Below are 18,377 nucleotides of genomic sequence, written 5' to 3' on the forward strand. Positions count from 1 at the left end.
TCTCGTGTGCGTTTGAAAGCGGAGATTAACCGTTCGCAAGGTTTTGGGTGTGCAAACTTTCGCTTTGCTTGCGCGCACCTGCCTGATTGGCGCTGCAGGCGCGCGCATATTCGCCCAGGCACTGGCCGACGCGATGCTGCACCAAGGCCGCGGGGGTTGCGGCCAGCCGGCCCTCGCGCACGGCCACGTACTGGCCGGGCAGGTATTGGCTGAGCAGCACCAGCGGTGGGGTGTGCTTTTCGAGGTTGGCGAACAGGGTCTGCACCGCCTGCAGCAGTTCCGGCTCACCCCAGTAGTAGCGGCAGCGGTCGCTGAAGGCGTAGGCGCGCAGGAGACGCAGCGTGGCTTCGTCGCCGTGGTAATGCGCTTGCCAGTTCTTGGGCTTGGCCAGCATCACTTGTTCCAGCACCTGTGGCAGCTTCGAGCACTGCGCGGCGGGCAGCAGTTCGGCTTCGATCGCGGCGAGTGCGAACAGCGCTTCGCGGTAGGCAAACGTTGCCGCGGGGCCAACCTTGAGGATGGCGAAGTGATCGCGCACCAGTGCGTGCAGGCCGGATTCGCGCTGGTAGTCGGTGGAGTGCGCTTCGAACACGATGCGCGGCTGCTGTTCAAGGAAATCGGCCAGCTCGCTGGCAGCGGCGGCGTCGTATTCGTGCACGCTGCTGTGGTCGAAGTCCACGCCCGGCTGCACCACCATCGCGATCACGCGCTGCCACGCATCGCGCAGTTCCGGTGTGTCGAAGGCCTGCTGGTGGATGGCCAGCGTCTGCGCGGCCGCGGCCGGCGTGGTCACCGCCAGGCCGCCTGCCAGCGAGGCTTCGCCACCGGGGATCGGCACTTCGGTACCGATCACGTAGACCGGCGGCGGCAGGCCATTGGCCTTGGCGGTGGCTTCGGCAATGACCGCCAGCTCGGCCGAGCGCGCGGCGACAGCGGCATCGGGCAATGGGGTCGGGTCATCTGCGCAGGACATGCTGCAGTCCAGATGGATCTTGTGGAAACCGGCGGCGACATAGGCTTCGATCAATACGCGCGCATTGGCCATCGCTTCGGCGGCTGGCTGCTTCTGCCAGGCGTTGGGACCGAGATGGTCGCCGCCCAGGATCAGCTGCCCGCGCGGGAAGCCTTCTTCATCGGCGAGCGTTTCCACGTAGGCGCGGTACTGCGGCGGGGTCATGCCGGTGTAACCGCCGAACTGGTCGACCTGGTTGGAAGTGGCTTCGATCAGCAGCACGGTGCCGTGCTGCGCGGCCACGTGCATGGCCGCGCGCAACACCTGTTCGTTGCTGCAGCAGACGCTGTACAGGCCGACGTTGTGGCCTTGGCGATGAGAGGCAAGCAGGGATTGCAGCGGTGACATGGTCAAGCTCCGGGAATCAGGTAAGCGGGTTGGCAGGCGAGCAGGGCGGCACCACGGGCACCGCCGGCATCGCCGAAGCGCGGTGGCACGATGGGCGGCACTTCCACGCCGTTGAACAGATGTGCGGCGATGGCTGCGGGCAGCTGTTGGTAGAGCGGCGCGTACTGCGACAGACCGCCGCCGAGCACGATGACGTGCGGGTCCAGCGCGAGAATCAGGGCGGCGAAGCTGTGGCCGAGCAGGTCGCGGTGGATGTCCAGTGCCTGCATGGCACGGATGTCGCCGGCCTCGGCCTGGGCGATGACCTCGCTGGCGTTGGCCGCAGTGCCGCCGAGGTGGCGTTCGATCATGGCCACGCCGCTGCCGGAGACATAGCGTTCCACGCAGCCGCGCAGGCCGCAGCCACAATCCAGCAGCGGCAGACCATGCCGTTGCAGCAGGTTGGCTGGCACGCTCCAGTGGCCCCATTCGCCGGCCAGGCCGTTGAAGCCGCCGACCAGCTTTCCATGCAGGCAGTAACCACCGCCGGCACCGGTGCCGAGGATGGCGCCGAACATGCTGGCGTAACCGTCAGCCGCACCGCCGTGCGACTCGGACAGCGCAAAGCACTGCAGGTCATTGCCGAAATACAGCGGCCGCTGCAGGCGCGCCTGCAGGTCGGTGCTGACGCATTGGCCGGTCAGCGCCGGCACATTGGCACTGAGCTGGCGGCCACTGCGGCGCTCGCGCACGCCGGGCAGGGCGATGCCGATGGCCTGCGCGCGTTGGCCGAGCTCGGCATCGGCGTCGGCCACCAACGTTTCCACTGCCTGCAGGAAGCCGTTGTAATCGCCCTGCGGGGTGGCGATGCGTTTGCGCCACGCAACCTGCAGGGTGGCATCGCAGGCCACCAGTTCAATCTTGGTACCGCCAATGTCGATGCCGTAGCAGGCCGGGGCGCGGGTATCAGCCATGGTGGATGGTGACGCCCTTGACCACGCGGTTGACGGTGCCGTCCGGGAACGGATTGTCGGGGGTCAGGCCGAGCGCGGCCGAACGCTGCAATGCATACAGCTGCGCGAACGGCAGCCATACCGGCGCCAGCCAGGCGTCGGGCAGGGCCGGTACCGGCAGGGTGTAGTCATCGTTGGTGCCGATATCCGAATGCGGGCCGATCGACAGCACCTTGCCGGCCACGCCATCACCGCGCAGCTCTTCCAGCAGGTCCTGTTCGTAGCGACGCGCCAGCGGTTCAACGCTGCGCAGCACGACGACCAGGGTTTCATCATTGAGCGTGGACTTGGGGCCGTGGCGGAAACCCAGCGGCGTATTGGCCAGCGCCAGCACGCGGCCGGCAGTGAGTTCCAATACTTTCAGCGCGGCCTCGCGGGCCAGTGCTTCCAGCGGACCGCTGGCCAGGTAGATCACCCGGTTGTACGGCTGCGCGGCCAGTGCGGCGACATCGGCGTCCCAGTTGTTCAAGCCCTGGCGCGCGAGTGCGGCAACCTGCTGGAGGCGCTGCACACGCTCGGCCCACGGCGCGCCGTCGAACACGGTCAGTGCGGCCAGCACCATGCAGCTCAGGCTGCTGGTCATGGCGAAGGCGCAGTCGCAGCTGGCGGCGGGCATCAGCAGGGTGCAGGTGTCGGCACGGCCGGCACCACGGCGGGCCAGTTCGCCGTCGGCATTGCAGGTGATGTCGAGGAAGCGGGCATCGTCGACATCAGCGCGGACGCGATCGACGGCGGCCACGCTTTCCGGGCTGGAGCCGCTGCGGCCGAACGACACCAGCAGGGTCGGGCGGTCGCGCTGCAGGTACAGCGCCGGGTGGGTGAGCAGGCTGGTGGTGTGCACCGCGCGTATTTCCGCTGGCCACTGCGCGTTGAGGGTGTCGGCCACCATCTCGGCGATGAAACCGGAGCTGCCGGCACCGGTGAAGATCACCCGTTGGCGCGGGTCGGACAGGCGCTGGCCAAGGAAGTCCTGCAGGCGCGTGCTGGCCTGTTGCAGATCACTGGCGAGGGTTTCCCACAGCACCGGCTGCTGGGCGATTTCGGTGGCGGTATCGGCTCCGCCCAGGCGCTGCCAGGCGGTCAGATCGTGAAGCAGGGTGGCATCCATGTGTGTTTCCTGATTGACCAGCGCACGATCTTTCTTTTCTTTCGAAATGTCAAATAGCGAAAGCAAATCGAAAGAAATTTATAGGGCGTGCTTGCTGCTCATGGGAATGGTCCCAAGCGAAAGATTTTCCGGAAAACGCTTTCGCGGCAATGAATACGGGCTTTCGCGCAATATGAAACTTGGTGCTTTGCACCATCTTTCGTTTGTAAGAAATCCTACTTACTTTTGGCTTTCATTTTGTTGACATCTTTCGATTTGCTGCCCTAGAGTCGGCGCACTGGGTTTTGAAACGCCCGTTGAACGGGTTGGAGGCAAGGTGGAACACTGCGTTCGTCAATCGCCGCTGCTGCTGGCGCTGCTTTCGGCCTTGTGGTTGCCGGCAGCGACCGCACAGGCCGAGCCCATCGGCAATCTGCGCTCCGTCACCGCCAGCGATGGCCGCGACGGCGTGCGTGGCTGGGACGTACGCAGTGACAACGGCAGCACCCTGCGCATCGAGGTGTTGGCCAACGACATCGTGCATGTGCAGGCCGGCCGCAACGGCAAACTGACCGGCGCCGGCGACAAGGCCGCGCCCATCGTGTTGCCGCAGCCCGTGCAGCAGGTGCAGGCGCAGCTGGAAGAAGACGCGCAGGAAATCCGCGTGCGTACCCCGGCGCTGGTCCTGCATGTGCAGCGCCAACCCCTGCAGCTGCGGCTGGAGCGTCTCGACGATGGCAAGGCGGTGTCGCTATGGCAGGAACAGCAGCCGCTGGACCTGTCCGCCGAGCAGAGCGTGCAGGTGCTGTCCTCGCAGGCCGATGAAGCCTTCTACGGCGGCGGCCAGCAGAACGGCCGTTTCCAGTTCAAGGGCCGCGAGCTTGAAGTTTCCTATTCCGGTGGCTGGGAGGAGGGCGACCGCCCGAGCCCGGCACCGATGCTGCTCAGCTCACGCGGCTGGGGCATGTTGCGCAATACCTGGAGCGACGGCAGCTATGACCTGCGCCAGCCGGACCAGGCCACGCTGCTGCACCGCGAGGACCGCTTCGACGCCTATTACTTCGTCGGCAATGATCTGCAGCGGCTGCTGGAACGCTACACCCAGCTGACCGGCCGGCCGAACATGGTCGCGCGCTGGGCGCTGTCCTACGGCGATGCCGATTGCTACAACGACGGCGACAACATCAAGAAGCCCGGCAGCGTGCCCGAAGGCTGGAGCGATGGCCCCACCGGCACCACCATCGACGTGGTCAACAGCGTCGCCGCCAAGTACCGCGAAAACGACATGCCGGGCGGCTGGATCCTGCCCAACGATGGTTACGGCTGCGGTTACAAGCAGTTGCCGGAAACCGTGCAGGGTCTGGCCAAGTACGGTTTCAAGACCGGCCTGTGGACCGAGAACGGCGTCGACAAGATTGCCTGGGAAGTCGGCAAGGCCGGCAGCCGCGTGCAGAAGCTGGACGTGGCCTGGACCGGGCAGGGCTATCAGTTCGCGATGGATGCCAACCGCCAGGCTTTCGACGGCATCCTCAATAATTCCGATTCGCGCCCGTTCCTGTGGACGGTGATGGGCTGGGCCGGCATCCAGCGTTATGCGGTTGCCTGGACCGGTGACCAGAGCAGCAGCTGGGACTACATCCGCTGGCACGTGCCGACCCTGGTGGGCTCCGGTCTGTCGGGCATGGCCTATGCCAGCGGCGATGTCGATGCGATCTTCGGCGGCAGCGCCGAGACCTTCACCCGTGACCTGCAGTGGAAGACCTTCACTCCGGTGCTGATGGGCATGTCCGGCTGGTCGTCGAACGCGCGCAAGCACCCCTGGGCCTTCGATGAACCCTACCGCTCGATCAACCGCGACTACCTCAAGCTGAAAATGCGCCTCACCCCGTATATGTACGGGCTGGTGCATGACGCCGCACAAAGCGGCGCGCCGCCGGTGCGTGGGCTGATGTGGGACTACCCACAGGACCCGCACGCGCAGGACGAAACCTACAAATACCAGTTTCTGCTGGGCCGCGACCTGCTGGTTGCGCCGGTCTACCGCAGCCAGGCGGCAAGCCGTGGCTGGCGCCGCGACATCCATCTGCCGGCGGGCGGCTGGTACGACTATTGGGACGGCCGCCATCTGCAGGCCGGTGCTGCCGGCAAGCAACTCGACCGTCAGGTGGAACTGGCGACACTGCCGGTATTCGTGCGCGCTGGCGCGATCCTGCCGATGTACCCGGAGATGCTGTTCGACGGCGAAAAGCCGCTGGATGAAGTGACCTTCGATCTGTATCCGCAGGGCGAATCCAGCTACACCTTGTACGAAGACGATGGCAGTACCCGCCGCTACCAGAAGGGCGAGTCCAGCACGCAGCAGATCCGCGTGCAGGCACCGGCGCAGGGCAGTGGCCCGGTGCAGGTGGAGATCGCGCCGGTACAGGGGGCGTATCAAGGTCAGTTGGCGCAGCGTCGCTATGGCCTGCGCGTGTTGAATCGCACTGCACCGACGGCCGTGCAGCTGGATGGCCGCGCGCTGCCCAAGCTGGCGGATGCCGCTGCATTGCAGGCAGCCAGCGAAGGCTGGTACTTCGATGGCAAGGAGCGCAAGGGTACCTTGCATGTGCGTACCGCGACGCAGGACATCCGTGCGCCGTTGAAACTGCAGCTGGATTTCCCGGTCGCCGCCGCGTTGGCTGACGACGCTTTCCCGAACGCACCGGAGTTGGGCCGCGCGCTGCCGTCCGACAGCCTGCTGGTGGTCAACCGTCCGGCCGAAGAGCCTGGCCATCCGCTGGAAAATGCCTTCGACGACGATCCGGCCACCTGGTTCCGCAGCGTGCGCAACCAGGCCATCCGCACCGGCGCCCACGAATGGGTGGTGGGCTTTGGCGAGCGCAAGCTGATCGACGGCATCGAGCTGGCCCCGCGCAATGACCAGCACTGGAAGCACGGCCAGGTACGCGATTACGAAATCTACATGGCCGACAGCAACGGCGAATGGGGCAAGCCGATTGCCACTGGCCGCCTGCAACTGAAGCAGGAACTGCAGCGCATCGACTTCCCCGCCCATGCCGGCCGCCTGCTGCGCTTCCGCGTGCTCAGCGTGCAGAACCCCGACGGTGACGGCGCAAGTGGCGCCGATCCGATGGTGACCGCAGCGCAGGGCAACACCGCACGTGCGGTGGATGCACTGCAGCCGCGCGATGTTGGCCCGATTGCACTATCCACCTTCCACATCCTCGAGCAGCAAACGGCCGAGCGGCCGGCGCGGCAGCAATACCTCTCCCAGCTGCCGCTGCCGGCCGTATTGGCCACCCAGGTGCATGCCGATCGTTCGTTTGCCGCCGCTGTGCCGATGCGCATGAACGGCCTGCAGTTCCGCCGTGGCCTCGGCGTCGGCGCGCAAAGCCGCATCGACATGAGCTTGAAGGGGCAGTGGAAAATACTGCGCGCCGACCTCGGCGTCGACGACCAATGCCGTCAGGCCGGCGGACTCCAGTTTCAGGTCTGGGGTGATGATCGCCTGCTCTATGACAGCGGCTTCGTCAAAGCGCCGGGGGTGGTCAAGCCCGAGCTCGACATCCGCGGCCTTTCCCGACTGAGCCTGCGCACCTTGGGCGCGCAGGGTAGCCAACCGTCCCAGGTCTGCGCCAACTGGGCCAATGCCGTACTGATCGGCGAGGAGGGCGATTCCGCCGACATCCTCGCCCCATGACCCACCCGTAACACCGCTCTTCCCCCGGAATACCCCAGCTACGGCCCGCAGGCCGTGGCATGGGATCGCTTTGCCCGCCAACTGTTGTTTTTTTGCGTGCCCTTGCCAGGAGAGAACCCCGATGTTGCCAGCCAATCGCAGTGCCAAACGCTGTTTGCCAGCCCCGCTATCGTTGGCTGTTGCCAGCGTGTTGTTCGCCATCGCCGCACCTGCGTTCGCGCAGGACAGCAGCAACAAGGACAAGGAAAAAGCCACCGAGCTTGCCCGTGTCGAAGTCACCGGTTCCAACATCCGCCGCAGCGATGTGGAGACTGCCTCGCCGGTACAGGTGATCAGCAAGCAGGACATCGAGAACATGGGCGCGCGCACGCTGTTGCAGGTGCTCGATAACCTGCCGGCCGCACGCCCGGGCCAGGTCGATTCCAAATCCTTGTTTACCGGTTCCGATGGCGCCTCGCAGGCCAATCTGCGCGGTCTCGGCGCACAGGGCACACTGGTGCTGTTGAATGGCCGTCGCCTGTCGTATTACGGTGCACCGGCGGGCTTCCAGACCCAGTTCGTCAACATCGATGCCATTCCTGCCGCCGTCATCGAGCGCATGGAAGTGCTGACCGATGGTGCCTCGGCGGTATACGGCACCGATGCGGTGGCAGGCGTGATCAACGTCATCACCAAGCGCAGCTACCAGGGCCTGGAACTGAGCGGCACCTGGGACACCGCACCGCGCTTTGATTCCTATGGCGAGACGCAGGCCAGCATCACCGGCGGCTTCGGCGACATGGACGAGGACGGTTACAACGTCTACGGCAGCGTCAACCTGTACGACCGCAACGGCATCCCCAACCGCGAGTGGTACCTGAAGCATCCGAAGCAGTACTACGTCAACAATCCGGACTACATCAAGAACCTGCGCCTGGACACCGGCAGCGCACCGGGCGTGTTCAATCCCGGCTATTACTACGCCATCGACCCGGTCACCAAGGCGCGTGTGGATGAAGCCGCACCGGGCTGCGAGAACGTGCTGCAGGTGGCCACCGGCACCCGCTGCATCTGGCAGGACTGGATGACCAGCCAGATCAATGGCGGCGCCGACACCAAGCGCCTGACCGCCTACCTCAACGGCCACTTCCGGGTGAATGACAGCACCGAGGCATTTGCCGAGCTCACCTATACCGACATCGACCTGCGCGCCAATGGCGGCACACCGCGTGCCTACGGCACCACCACCGGCAACCCGCAGAGCTGGTTCTCGCGCAACACCGGCAATACCGTCAATCAGTTCCTCACCCCGTGGCTGGGCCCGAACAACGAGTACAACCACGCCAGCCCCGAGCTGAAGGCCTTGATGGGCGGCGTGGTCGGCCTTGGCTACCTGCTGCAGGACGTGGGCGGCAACCACTTCGGCCAGCGCAACACCGACAAGAGCTACCGTGCGGTGACCGGCCTGCGCGGCAGCATGGGGGACTGGAACTGGGAGACCGCGTTTGCCACCGCCGGCTCGCACTCGGTCACCTACCAGACAACCAACGTCAACCTGAAGGGCTTCGAGAAGGCGTTCGGCCCGTACACCATTGATCCGGGTACCGGCCGCGTGATCATTTCCGATCACCCTGCCTACAAGTTCGGCGAAATCAGTGAAGCCAACGCGGCGCTGATCCGCGAGGCCTTCCCGACCTTCGACATCGAGTCGTGGACGCGTCTGCACACCCTGGACGGCAAGATCGAAGGCCCGCTGTTCAACATGCCGGCCGGCGAAGTGCGCGCTGCGTTTGGCTTCAACGCCACCCGCGAGACCTTCTACACGCCGGGCAACCCGGATGCCGCCAATGGCCTGATCACCCAGCAGGGCGGTTCGTGGTTTGATGGCAGGCGCAATACCTATGCGCTGTTTGCCGAGGCAGTGGCGCCGCTTACCGAAAAACTCGAGATGGACTTGGCCCTGCGCCTGGACAAGTACCCGGGCTTCAGCGCCAATGCCGCGCCGAAGATCGGTCTGAAGTATCAGGCGTTGCCGCAGTTGATGCTGCGCGGCACCTATTCCGAAGGCTTCCGTGCGCCCAGCCTGGCCGAAGCCGGCAGCGGCGGTGTGTACGCGCAGATCGGCGGTTACCGGGACGAAACGCGCTGCGCCGAAACCAATGCCATTGCCAGCCTGCTGCGCCAGTCCAACCGTGGCGTCGACAAGGACCTGGGCAACAGCCTGTGGAACAGCGATTGCAGCCGCAACGTGGCGCGCATGACCCAGCCCAACCAGGACCTGAAGCCGGAGAAGGCCAAGATCGCCACCCTGGGCTTCGTGCTGGAGCCCACCGATTGGCTGTCGCTATCGGCCGACTACTGGTTCGTCTACCGTCGTGACGAAATCGTCGCCCCGGACTACAGCAAGGAGGAGGAGATCACGGCGATGACCCGCTTCCCGATCACCGACACCGACCGGGCCAACCTTGCCGCGCTGGCGGCCATGTGCAGTGACCCGGCCAGCGGCGTCAGCTGCCCGTCGACCCTGCCCGGATACAGCCTCGGCAACGTGGCCAGCGTGATCGGCCAGTACCGTAACCGCGGCCGCACACTGATCGACGGCCTGGACGTGGATGCCCGCGCACGCTTCGAGCTGGGCCAGTGGGGCCGCCTGACCACCGGCGTTGCCGCCACCATCGCCAACCGCAACATGTACAACTCCGACAACGGTGACGGCTGGTACTACGGCAATACCGTGGGCTATTACAACAACCCACGGGTGCGTGCGACCTTCAACGCCAACTGGACATATGGCAACTGGGATACCGGCTTCTACATCAACTATGTCGGCAAGACCAAATGGGCCTACGACCGCATCGACCAGGAAGACAACAACGCTGAGACCTGCACCGGCAGCTACGTCAACGCCGGGCCCAAGCAGTGCCACGGCGCACCGTCCTGGTGGACCGCAAACCTCAGCGTGAACTGGAAGGCCACCGACAAACTGACGGTTGGCGTGACGGTGAAGAACCTGTTCAACCGCCTGCCGTTCTATGACCCGAACGACTGGATGAACTTCTCCGGCTATGCCAACAACTTCGGGCGCATCTACAGCCTGAATGCGACCTACAAGTTCTGATCCCGCCAGCAGCGCTTCCCCCTCCTGCATTGCATGAGGGGGAAGACAGTGACACCGTCAGCATGGCCCCGACATGGCCGCCATCGCCGGCACGACCCCTGAAAGAGGAAACACAATGAAGCGTAGGGAATTCATCATGGCCAGCGCGGCCTTGGCCGCCACCAGCCTGCTGCCGAACACGCCGGCCTGGGCACGTGGCCGCAAGGTGCGCCTGGGCGTGATCGGCACCGGCATGCGCGGTCTGGTATTGCTGAAGGAACTGGTACGCCGCGACGACGTGGAAGTGGTTGCCCTGTGCGACATCGAACCGATCATGCTCGGCCGCGCCATGGACATGGTGGCCAAGGCTGGCAAGCCTGCGCCGCAGGCCTACGGCGCCGACCGTGACCAGAACGCCTGGAAGCGCCTGCTGGAGCAGCGCGGCCTGGATGGCGTGATCATCGCTACTCCGTGGGAACTGCATGCACCGATGGCGATTGCCGCGATGCAGGCCAAGGTCGCGGTGGGCTGCGAAGTGGTTGCCGGCATCACCCTGCAGGACCATTGGGATGTACTCAATACCCAGCTCAGCACCGGCACCCCGTACATGCTGCTGGAGAACGTCTGCTATCGCCGTGACGTGATGGCGGCGCTGCAGATGGTACGCCAGGGTCTGTTCGGCGAACTGGTGCACCTGCAGGGCGGTTACCAGCACGACCTGCGCGGGGTGAAGTTCAACGACGGCACGCCAGAGCATCCCTACGACAGCGGCGTCGAGTTCGGTGCCAAGGGCTGGTCGGAAGCGCGCTGGCGCACCGAGCATTCGGTACAACGCAATGGCGAGCTGTATCCCAGCCACGGCATCGGCCCGTGCGCGATGTATACCAGCATCAACCGCGGCAACCGTTTCACCCATATCAATGCCTTTGCCAGCAAGGCGCGCGGGCTGCACGAGTACACCGTTGCCAAGAGCGGTGGCACCACGCACCCGAGCACCAAGGTCAAGTTCAAGCTCGGCGACATCGTCACCACCACGCTGGCCTGCGAGAACGGCGAGACCATCCTGCTGCAGCACGACACCTCCCTGCCGCGCCCGTATTCGATGGGCTTCCGTGTGCAGGGCACCAAGGGGCTGTGGATGGACGTCAACCACGGTATCCACATCGAAGGCCGCAGCCCGCCGCACCAGTGGGAAGAGTTCAAGACCTACCAGGACCAGTACGAGCACCCGCTGTGGAAGCAGCATGCCGATACCGCCGCCAGTGCCGGTCACGGTGGCATGGACTGGTTCGTGATCCACGCTTTCGTGGAAGCACTGAAGGCCAAGGCACCGATGCCGATCGATATCTACGACGCCGTGACCTGGAGTGCCATCACGCCGTTGTCCGAGCAGTCGATCGCCAACAGCTTCCAGACCCTGGAATTCCCGGATTTCACCAAGGGCCTGTGGCAGCAGCGCAAGCCGATCTTCGCCTTCGACGGCAGTTATTGATCCGCCGGATACGGTAGTGCCGAGCCCTGCTCGGCATTTGCTCCCTATGTAGTGCCGAGCCATGCTCGGGCAGAGGCTTTCCCGGTAATGCCCCTGCCGAGCATGGCTCGGCACTACATGTCAGGTCCTTGCCGAGCATGGCTCGGCACTACAGGTCGTGCAGCCCCCTCCCTTGCGCCGAAGGCGTAGGGGAGGGTTGGGGAGGGGGTGAGCTTTCATGCCTTTCCAGCAATGCCAGCTTCGCGGCTGACGCCGCTCCCACAGCACTGTCTAGCGTTCCAATTCCACGTCAGGATCCGCCACCGGCGACGGCGGCGTGGCCGGCACTTCCGCCGGGGTGGCCTGCGCCGGCTTGTCGAGGATGCTGGCGCTGCGCCAATTGCCCCAGCGGTAATAGGCCATGATCATCAGCATCGAGCAGAGCGCGCTGACCGGGAAGCTCCACCAGATCGCATCGGCACCAAAGCGCGGCTGCAGCCACAGCGCGAACGGCACGCGGATGCCCCACATGCCGATTGCCAGGATCAACAGCGGCGGCAGCACCGCGCCGGTGGAGCGGACCACGCCGGACAGCACGAAGTTGACGCCGAAGAACAGGAACGACCATACCGCGATGTGGTTCAGGTGGCGGCCGATTTCCAGCGCCTCGCTGGCGGCTGGCAGGAACAGCGCCAGGGTGCTGCGATCAAACAGGATGATCGGTGCGATCAAGGCACCGGTCAGCAGGAAGTTGAACAGCACACCGGTGCGCGCCGTGGCTTCCACACGTGGCCAGAAGCCGGCGCCCACATTCTGCGCGGCCATCGTCGAGCAGGCCGCACCAATAGCCATCGCCGGCATCTGCACATAGGTCCACAACTGCATCGCGGCACCGTAGGCCGAGGCGGTTTCCACCCCGTAGCCATTGACCATGCTGATCATCATGATCATCGCCAGCGAGATCAGGATCATCTGCAGGCCCATCGGCACGCCCTTGACCACCAGCGCCTTGAGGATGACGGTGTCGATCTTCAACAGGCCGATGTCCTTGCGTCCCAGCCACAGCATGTGCCGCTTGTTGCGCAGGTAGAGCATCAGGCCGGCCAGTGCCAGGCCCTGCGAGAAGAAGGTGGCCCACGCTGCGCCGGCAATGCCGAGTTCCGGGAACGGGCCCACGCCGAAGATCAGCAGTGGGTTGAAGGCGATATCCATCAGTACCGCCAACAGCAGGAAGCGGAATGGCGTGCGCGCGTCGCCGGCGCCGCGCAGGGCGGCGGTGATGAAGGCGAACGCGTACAGCAGCGGCATCGCCAGGAAGATGACCTTCAGGTAGGCATCGGCCATCGGCAGCGATTCAGCTGGCGTGCCCATCGCCAGCAGCAGGCGGTGCGACAGGAACCAGCCCAATACCGCGATCACCACAGACAGGCCGATGAAGAAGGTGGCGCTGGTGCCCATCACCCGCCGCGCCTGCGGCAGGTCCTTGGCGCCGATGGACTGGCCGATCAGGATGGTCGCGGCCATGCCGATGCCGAACACCGAACCGATCAGGAAGAACATGATGTTGTTGGCGTTGGCCGTGGCGGTCAGCGCCGCCTCGCCGAGGAACTTGCCCACCCAGATGGCATTGACCGACCCGTTCAGCGACTGTGCGATGTTGCCAGCCAGAATCGGGAGCGCGAACATGAGCAGACTGGTGCCGATCGGGCCTTCGGTCAGCGAGCGGGTTTGCTTGGTTTTCGACATGGACAACGTTGTCGGGATCGGGGCAGGCACACTAGCATCTTGCAGGTGAGGGTGCCGGCGTCAGGTATCAACGGTAGGTCGCTTACACGGGAGTCATGGCAACGCGATGAGTGGTGAAGTCGTAGCGGTAGCAAGCATTCGTCTTGATGTATGGCTGTGGGCGGCACGTTTCTTCAAGACCCGCAGCCTGGCCAAACAGGCAGTGGAGACCGGCAAGGTGGATGTGGATGGGCAACGCCCCAAGTCGTCCCGCGCCATACGTGTGGGCGATGCGCTGCGGGTGCAGCGTGGCGATGAGATCTTCGAGATCGCGGTACGCGGACTGAGTGACAAACGCGGGTCGGCGCCGGTAGTGCAGGCGATGTACGAAGAGTCGGCAGCTTCGAAGCAGGCGCGTCACGAACTGCACCTTCGCCGCGCCGCCGAACGCACCGGCTACCAGGCCCCGGAGCACAAACCCGACAAGCGCGCCCGCCGCCTGATCCGCGCCCTGGGCGACCTCGACGCACTCTGACACCTGTAGTGCCGAGCCATGCTCGGCAGGGGCGTTACCGGTAAAGCCAACCCTGTAGTGCCGAGCCATGCTCGGCAAGGGGCGTTACCGGTAAAGCCAACCCTGTAGTGCCGAGCCATGCTCGGCAGGGGCGTTACCGGTAAGGCCAACCCTGTAGTGCCGAGCCATGCTCGGCAAGGGGCGTTACCGGTAAAGCCAACCCTGTAGTGCCTAGCCATGCTCGGCAGAGGCGTTACCGGTAAGGCCAACCCTGTAGTGCCGAGCCATGCTCGGCAGGGGCATTACCGGTAACGCCTCTGCCGAGCATGGCTCGGCACTACAGAAACAAAAACGCCACCTTGCGGTGGCGTTTTCAATCAACCTCTACCCGCTCAACGCTTGCCGCTACCCAGCAAGCCGCTACCCAGCTTGATCAGGTCGCTGACGCCGAACTGGCCGTCGCCATCCTGGTCCAGCACGCTGCCAAGCAGGCCGCCGCCGATACCGCCGGCCTGTGCAACCTGCTGCTTCTCCTGACCCAGGATCTGCGCAAGACCGCCGGCGCTGGCCTGGCCGCCGCTGCTCATGCGCTGGGCGATGTAGGCCATCACGATCGGGGCGAGGATCTTCAGCAACTGGCTGGAGCTGCTCGGGCTCAGGCCGGTGGCCTGGGCCAGGCCGGTCTCGGCGCGGTTCTGGTTGCCGCCGAAGATGTGGCCGAGGATGCCGGCGCCGTTGGCCGCCGGGCTGTTGCCGCCGCCCATCACCGCGCCCAGCACGCTGCCGATGTCCAGGCCGCTGTGGTTGTTCTGCAGTGCGCCGAACAGCGCCTCCGCCCCCTGCGGCTTGGCCGCGTTGTTGCCCAGCGCGCCCATCAGCAACGGCAGCGCGGCGCTGATGGCGCCCGAGGCCTGCTGGCTGTCGATGCCCAGCTGTTGTGAAACCTGCTGCAGCGGTGCGCCTTGCAGCTGGGAGAGAAGATCGTCGGTCAGGCTCATGGGGTGGTCCTTGCAGTGATTGCCGAGCCGCATGGTAACCCCACGCCGGGGGCAAACGGGAAGCGGCAATGGGCAGATATAGTCCCGCCCGCGCTAGGCGGGCGGGGGGCAGTGCCGGTTGGCCTGGTCGCTCGGGCTTACAGCTCGATGTCCTCGGCGCCGGGGGTGGCGGTCGGGAAATCGCTGCCCGGGTGCGGCGGCGGTGCGAACGGATCAGCCGGGGCGGTTGCCGCGGCCAGTTTCTGCAGCGCCGCGGCGATGCCGGCACCGTAGGCCGGGTCGGCTTTGTTGCAGTTGTCGATGTGGCGCTGCTTGATGAAGTCCGGGGCATCACCCAGGGCGCGGGCGGTGTTCTCGAACAGGCGCTGCTTCTGCTCGGCGTTATAGCTGCGGAACAGTGCACCGGGCTGGCTGAAGTAGTCGTTGTCGTCTTCGCGGAAGTTCCAGAAGTCGGCATCGCCACGGATCTTCAGGGCCGGCTCGCGGTACTGCGGCTGCTCCTGCCACTGGCCATAGCTGTTGGGCTCGTAGTGCGGCAGGCCGCCGTAGTTGCCATCCACGCGCATGGCGCCATCGCGATGGTTGCTGAAGACCGGGCAGCGGGCGGCGTTGACCGGGATCTGGTGGTGGTTCACGCCCAGGCGGTAACGCTGCGCGTCGGAATAGGCAAACAGGCGTGCCTGCAGCATCTTGTCCGGCGACGGCCCGATGCCCGGCACGATGTTGCTCGGCGCGAAGGCCGACTGTTCTACGTCCTGGTACCAGTTGACCGGGTTGCGGTTGAGTTCGAACTCGCCGACCTCGATCAGCGGGTAGTCGCTCTTCGGCCAGACCTTGGTCAGGTCGAACGGATGGATGCGGTAGGTCTCTGCTTCCAGCTCCGGCATGACCTGCACGAACAGCTTCCACTTCGGGAACTCGCCGCGCTCGATCGCTTGGAAGAGGTCGCGGCCGTGGCTTTCGCGGTCCTTGCCCACCAGCACTTCGGCCTGCGCGTCGGTCAGTGCCTGCACGCCCTGCTGGGTGACGAAATGGAACTTCACCCAGAAGCGCTCGCCGCCGTCATTGGTGAAGCTGTAGGTGTGCGAACCAAAGCCGTTCATGTGGCGGAAGCTGCGCGGGATACCGCGGTCGCTCATCACCACGGTCACCTGCATCAGTGCTTCCGGCAGCAGGGTCCAGAAGTCCCAGTTGTTGCGCGCGCTGCGCAGGTTGGTGTGTGGGTCGCGCTTGACCGCCTTGTTGAGGTCGCCGAACTTGCGCGGGTCACGCAGGAAGAACACCGGCGTGTTGTTGCCCACCAGGTCCCAGTTGCCTTCCTCGGTGTAGAACTTCAGCGCGAAGCCGCGGATGTCGCGCTCGGCATCGGCCGCGCCGCGCTCGCCGGCCACGGTGGTGAAGCGGGCGAACATTTCGGTCTGCTTGCCCACTGCCGAGAAGATCTTGGCGCGGGTGTACTTGCTGATGTCATGGGTGACGGTGAAGGTGCCGAACGCGCCGGAGCCCTTCGCATGCATGCGACGTTCGGGAATGATTTCGCGGTTGAGGTTGGCCAGCTTCTCCAGCAGCCACACGTCTTCCATCAGCAGCGGGCCACGCGGGCCGGCGGTCTTGCTGTTCTGGTTGTCCACCACCGGTGCACCAAAGGCGGTGGTCATCGGCGTTACCGGCGCGTCGCCATGCTTCTGTGCAGGCGTGGTGCTGGTATCGCGCTGCGACTGCGCGGCCTGCTCGGGGGAGGGGGCCGTGTGGTACGGACAGGTCGGCTTGGTGTCATTGCTCATGGCTGGCTCCTGCTGGCGTTGGTGAACTTCATTACCCGACTGTAACCATGGAACCGTGAAATGAGTAATCAAATGATCTGCTCGTTGCCATAGGGATTGCCTATCAGTCAGGATGGTGGATATGCAACCTCTGTGGTGCTCCGCCAGCAGGAGGGGCTGTTTATGCTGGCAGGCTTGGTCTGCCCCCCGTTCTGGATGGATGAATGAGCCTGCGTGCCACCCGCTTGCTGCACCTGCTGGACGAATTGCGGCGGCGGCGCACGCCGGTGCGCGGTGCCGAACTGGCGCAGCGCCTGGAGGTAAGCCTGCGCACCGTTTACCGGGATATCGACGCACTGCGTGACCAGGGCGCGGAGATAGTGGGCGATCCGGGCATTGGCTATCAGCTGCGGCCCGGCTTCCTGCTGCCGCCGATGATGTTTTCGGCCGAGGAGCTGGAGGCGCTCCTGTTGGGCGCACGTTGGGTGGCCTCGCATGGCGATCCCGAGCTGGCCGCCGCGGCTGATACGGCATTGCAGCGCGTTGTCGGCGTACTGCCGGAAACCCTGCGGCTGCAGGTGGAGACCAGCGGCCTGTTCGCACCGCATTGGCATGCCGTGCCGCCGGAGCCCTGGCTGCCGGCGCTGCGCCGCGCCATCCGCGAGGGCAATGCAGTGCGCATCCACTACCGCGATGGCGAAGGGCGGGCCAGCGAACGGGTGATCTGGCCGTTTGCGATGGCCTTCATGGCCGACGTGCGCATGCTGGCGGCGTGGTGCGAGATGCGCGCCGACTTTCGCCATTTCCGCGCCGACCGCCTGTTGGCGCTGGAGGACACCGCCCAGCGCTATCCGGCACAGCGCCACCAATTGTTGAAGCGTTGGCGTGCGCAGTGCATGAGCGACAACTGAGGCAGCACTGCTGACAGCGGCTGTCAGCAGCCCCTGCCCACACTGTTGGCTCCTTACCACGCAGGTGCCTGACATGAGCGACACGCTCGCTTTCTATACCCATCCGCAATCGCGCGGCCGCATCACCCGTTGGATGCTGGAGGAAACCGGCCTGCGCTATGACGTGGTGATGCTGGAATACGGCAGCAGCATGAAATCCGCGCAATACCTGGCACTCAACCCCATGGGCAAGGTGCCGGGCCTGCTGCAGGGCAAGACGGTGATCACCGAGAACGCGGCAATCTGCCTGCATCTGGCGGATCTGGCGCCGTGGAAGGGACTGCTGCCGCCGGTGGGCAGCGCCGAACGCGGTGAGTGCTACCGTTGGGTGCTGTTCGCGGCGGGGCCGTTGGAAGCCTTCATCACCGACCGCCGCCACGGCGCGCTGGCGCCGCCGATGGAGGCCGGTTATGGCACCGCCGAGGATCTGCTGCACACCTTGGAAACCGCGGTGGCCGGCAAGCGCTATCTGGTGGGTGATGGCTTCACCGTCGCCGATCTGTATATGGCCTCGTTCCTGAGCTATTACATCCGCGTAGGTGAGCTGGAGGCCAAACCGGCATTGCTGGAGTACTGCGCCCCGCACCTGCAGCGTCAGGCTGCGCTGCGTGCCGGTGCGCTGGATGATGCGCTGGTGCCGCAGGCCGGGGCCGCGTAAGCCCCGCCTGTAGCGCCGAGCCATGCTCGGCAAGGGCTGTGCCGGTGTAGTGCCGAGCCATGCTCGGCAAAGGCTGTATCGGT

Annotated in this window: 12 protein-coding genes; 6 read left to right on the forward strand and 6 right to left on the reverse strand. The window is 65.1% G+C overall.

Features of this window, described 5'->3' with window-relative positions; all coding sequences use genetic code 11:
- Positions 1–25: 25 nt before the first annotated feature.
- From B2527_RS18395 to B2527_RS18405, 3 genes are read right to left on the reverse strand one after another with little or no spacing between them, the layout of a single operon-like run.
- Positions 26–1,360, reverse strand: coding sequence for a D-tagatose-bisphosphate aldolase, class II, non-catalytic subunit (locus B2527_RS18395; RefSeq protein WP_293716965.1), 1,335 nt, complete (start codon positions 1,358–1,360; stop codon positions 26–28).
- A gap of 2 nt (positions 1,361–1,362) precedes the next feature.
- A complete protein-coding gene (locus tag B2527_RS18400) occupies positions 1,363–2,313 on the reverse strand; it encodes an ROK family protein (RefSeq protein ID WP_293716967.1) in 951 nt (316 codons plus the stop codon).
- Positions 2,306–3,460: an SIS domain-containing protein gene (locus B2527_RS18405; protein WP_293716969.1), complete on the reverse strand. Its 1,155-nt coding sequence runs from the start codon at positions 3,458–3,460 to the stop codon at positions 2,306–2,308. The genes B2527_RS18400 and B2527_RS18405 overlap by 8 nt, the downstream gene beginning before the upstream one ends.
- Before the next feature lie 316 nt (positions 3,461–3,776).
- Here B2527_RS18405 and B2527_RS18410 point away from each other — a divergent pair, with 316 nt between their 5' ends.
- The 3 genes from B2527_RS18410 (at position 3,777) to B2527_RS18420 (ending at position 11,707) form a co-directional block, all read left to right on the forward strand.
- Positions 3,777–7,139 (forward strand): TIM-barrel domain-containing protein, encoded by a 3,363-nt coding sequence (locus B2527_RS18410; RefSeq protein WP_293716971.1) that lies wholly within the window; start codon positions 3,777–3,779, stop codon positions 7,137–7,139.
- 121 nt (positions 7,140–7,260) lie between these two features.
- Entirely contained in the window at positions 7,261–10,236 is a 2,976-nt protein-coding gene (locus tag B2527_RS18415) for a TonB-dependent receptor plug domain-containing protein (RefSeq protein WP_293716973.1), read from the forward strand.
- 115 nt (positions 10,237–10,351) lie between these two features.
- Positions 10,352–11,707, forward strand: coding sequence for a Gfo/Idh/MocA family protein (locus tag B2527_RS18420; protein ID WP_293716975.1), 1,356 nt, complete (start codon positions 10,352–10,354; stop codon positions 11,705–11,707).
- Between the two features lie 270 nt (positions 11,708–11,977).
- Here the strand turns inward: B2527_RS18420 and B2527_RS18425 are convergent, their stop codons facing one another.
- Positions 11,978–13,432 (reverse strand): MATE family efflux transporter, encoded by a 1,455-nt coding sequence (locus tag B2527_RS18425; protein WP_293716977.1) that lies wholly within the window; start codon positions 13,430–13,432, stop codon positions 11,978–11,980.
- A gap of 106 nt (positions 13,433–13,538) precedes the next feature.
- Between B2527_RS18425 and B2527_RS18430 the strand changes: the two genes are divergently transcribed.
- Positions 13,539–13,946 (forward strand): RNA-binding S4 domain-containing protein, encoded by a 408-nt coding sequence (locus tag B2527_RS18430; protein ID WP_293716979.1) that lies wholly within the window; start codon positions 13,539–13,541, stop codon positions 13,944–13,946.
- A 371-nt stretch (positions 13,947–14,317) separates the two neighbouring features.
- Here B2527_RS18430 and B2527_RS18435 read toward each other — a convergent pair whose 3' ends face one another.
- Both B2527_RS18435 and B2527_RS18440 read right to left on the reverse strand, forming a co-directional pair.
- Positions 14,318–14,923 (reverse strand): DUF937 domain-containing protein, encoded by a 606-nt coding sequence (locus B2527_RS18435; protein ID WP_293716981.1) that lies wholly within the window; start codon positions 14,921–14,923, stop codon positions 14,318–14,320.
- 137 nt (positions 14,924–15,060) lie between these two features.
- On the reverse strand, positions 15,061–16,581 hold the full coding sequence (locus tag B2527_RS18440) for a catalase (RefSeq protein ID WP_293716988.1): 1,521 nt from the start codon (positions 16,579–16,581) through the stop codon (positions 15,061–15,063).
- Between the two features lie 329 nt (positions 16,582–16,910).
- On the opposite strand from B2527_RS18440, the gene B2527_RS18445 reads away from it, so the two are divergent.
- Both B2527_RS18445 and B2527_RS18450 read left to right on the forward strand, forming a co-directional pair.
- Positions 16,911–17,597: a helix-turn-helix transcriptional regulator gene (locus B2527_RS18445; RefSeq protein WP_293716982.1), complete on the forward strand. Its 687-nt coding sequence runs from the start codon at positions 16,911–16,913 to the stop codon at positions 17,595–17,597.
- Positions 17,598–17,670: 73 nt separating this feature from the next.
- Positions 17,671–18,294: a glutathione S-transferase family protein gene (locus tag B2527_RS18450; RefSeq protein WP_293716984.1), complete on the forward strand. Its 624-nt coding sequence runs from the start codon at positions 17,671–17,673 to the stop codon at positions 18,292–18,294.
- The last annotated feature ends 83 nt before the right edge of the window (positions 18,295–18,377 follow it).

This window comes from Stenotrophomonas sp. UBA7606 (assembly GCF_002477705.1).
Classification (GTDB): Bacteria; Pseudomonadota; Gammaproteobacteria; order Xanthomonadales; family Xanthomonadaceae; genus Stenotrophomonas.

What these genes read in the sequence shown, in the direction of transcription:
- B2527_RS18420 (WP_293716975.1), top strand. Translation starts at nt 10,352, where the DNA reads ATGAAGCGTAGGGAATTCATCATGGCCAGCGCGGCCTTGGCCGCCACC.
- B2527_RS18425 (WP_293716977.1), bottom strand. Translation starts at nt 13,432, where the DNA reads ATGTCGAAAACCAAGCAAACCCGCTCGCTGACCGAAGGCCCGATCGGC.
- B2527_RS18430 (WP_293716979.1), top strand. Translation starts at nt 13,539, where the DNA reads ATGAGTGGTGAAGTCGTAGCGGTAGCAAGCATTCGTCTTGATGTATGG.
- B2527_RS18450 (WP_293716984.1), top strand. Translation starts at nt 17,671, where the DNA reads ATGAGCGACACGCTCGCTTTCTATACCCATCCGCAATCGCGCGGCCGC.
- B2527_RS18405 (WP_293716969.1), bottom strand. Translation starts at nt 3,460, where the DNA reads ATGGATGCCACCCTGCTTCACGATCTGACCGCCTGGCAGCGCCTGGGC.
- B2527_RS18445 (WP_293716982.1), top strand. Translation starts at nt 16,911, where the DNA reads ATGAGCCTGCGTGCCACCCGCTTGCTGCACCTGCTGGACGAATTGCGG.
- B2527_RS18435 (WP_293716981.1), bottom strand. Translation starts at nt 14,923, where the DNA reads ATGAGCCTGACCGACGATCTTCTCTCCCAGCTGCAAGGCGCACCGCTG.
- B2527_RS18415 (WP_293716973.1), top strand. Translation starts at nt 7,261, where the DNA reads ATGTTGCCAGCCAATCGCAGTGCCAAACGCTGTTTGCCAGCCCCGCTA.
- B2527_RS18395 (WP_293716965.1), bottom strand. Translation starts at nt 1,360, where the DNA reads ATGTCACCGCTGCAATCCCTGCTTGCCTCTCATCGCCAAGGCCACAAC.
- B2527_RS18440 (WP_293716988.1), bottom strand. Translation starts at nt 16,581, where the DNA reads ATGACCACCGCCTTTGGTGCACCGGTGGTGGACAACCAGAACAGCAAG.
- B2527_RS18400 (WP_293716967.1), bottom strand. Translation starts at nt 2,313, where the DNA reads ATGGCTGATACCCGCGCCCCGGCCTGCTACGGCATCGACATTGGCGGT.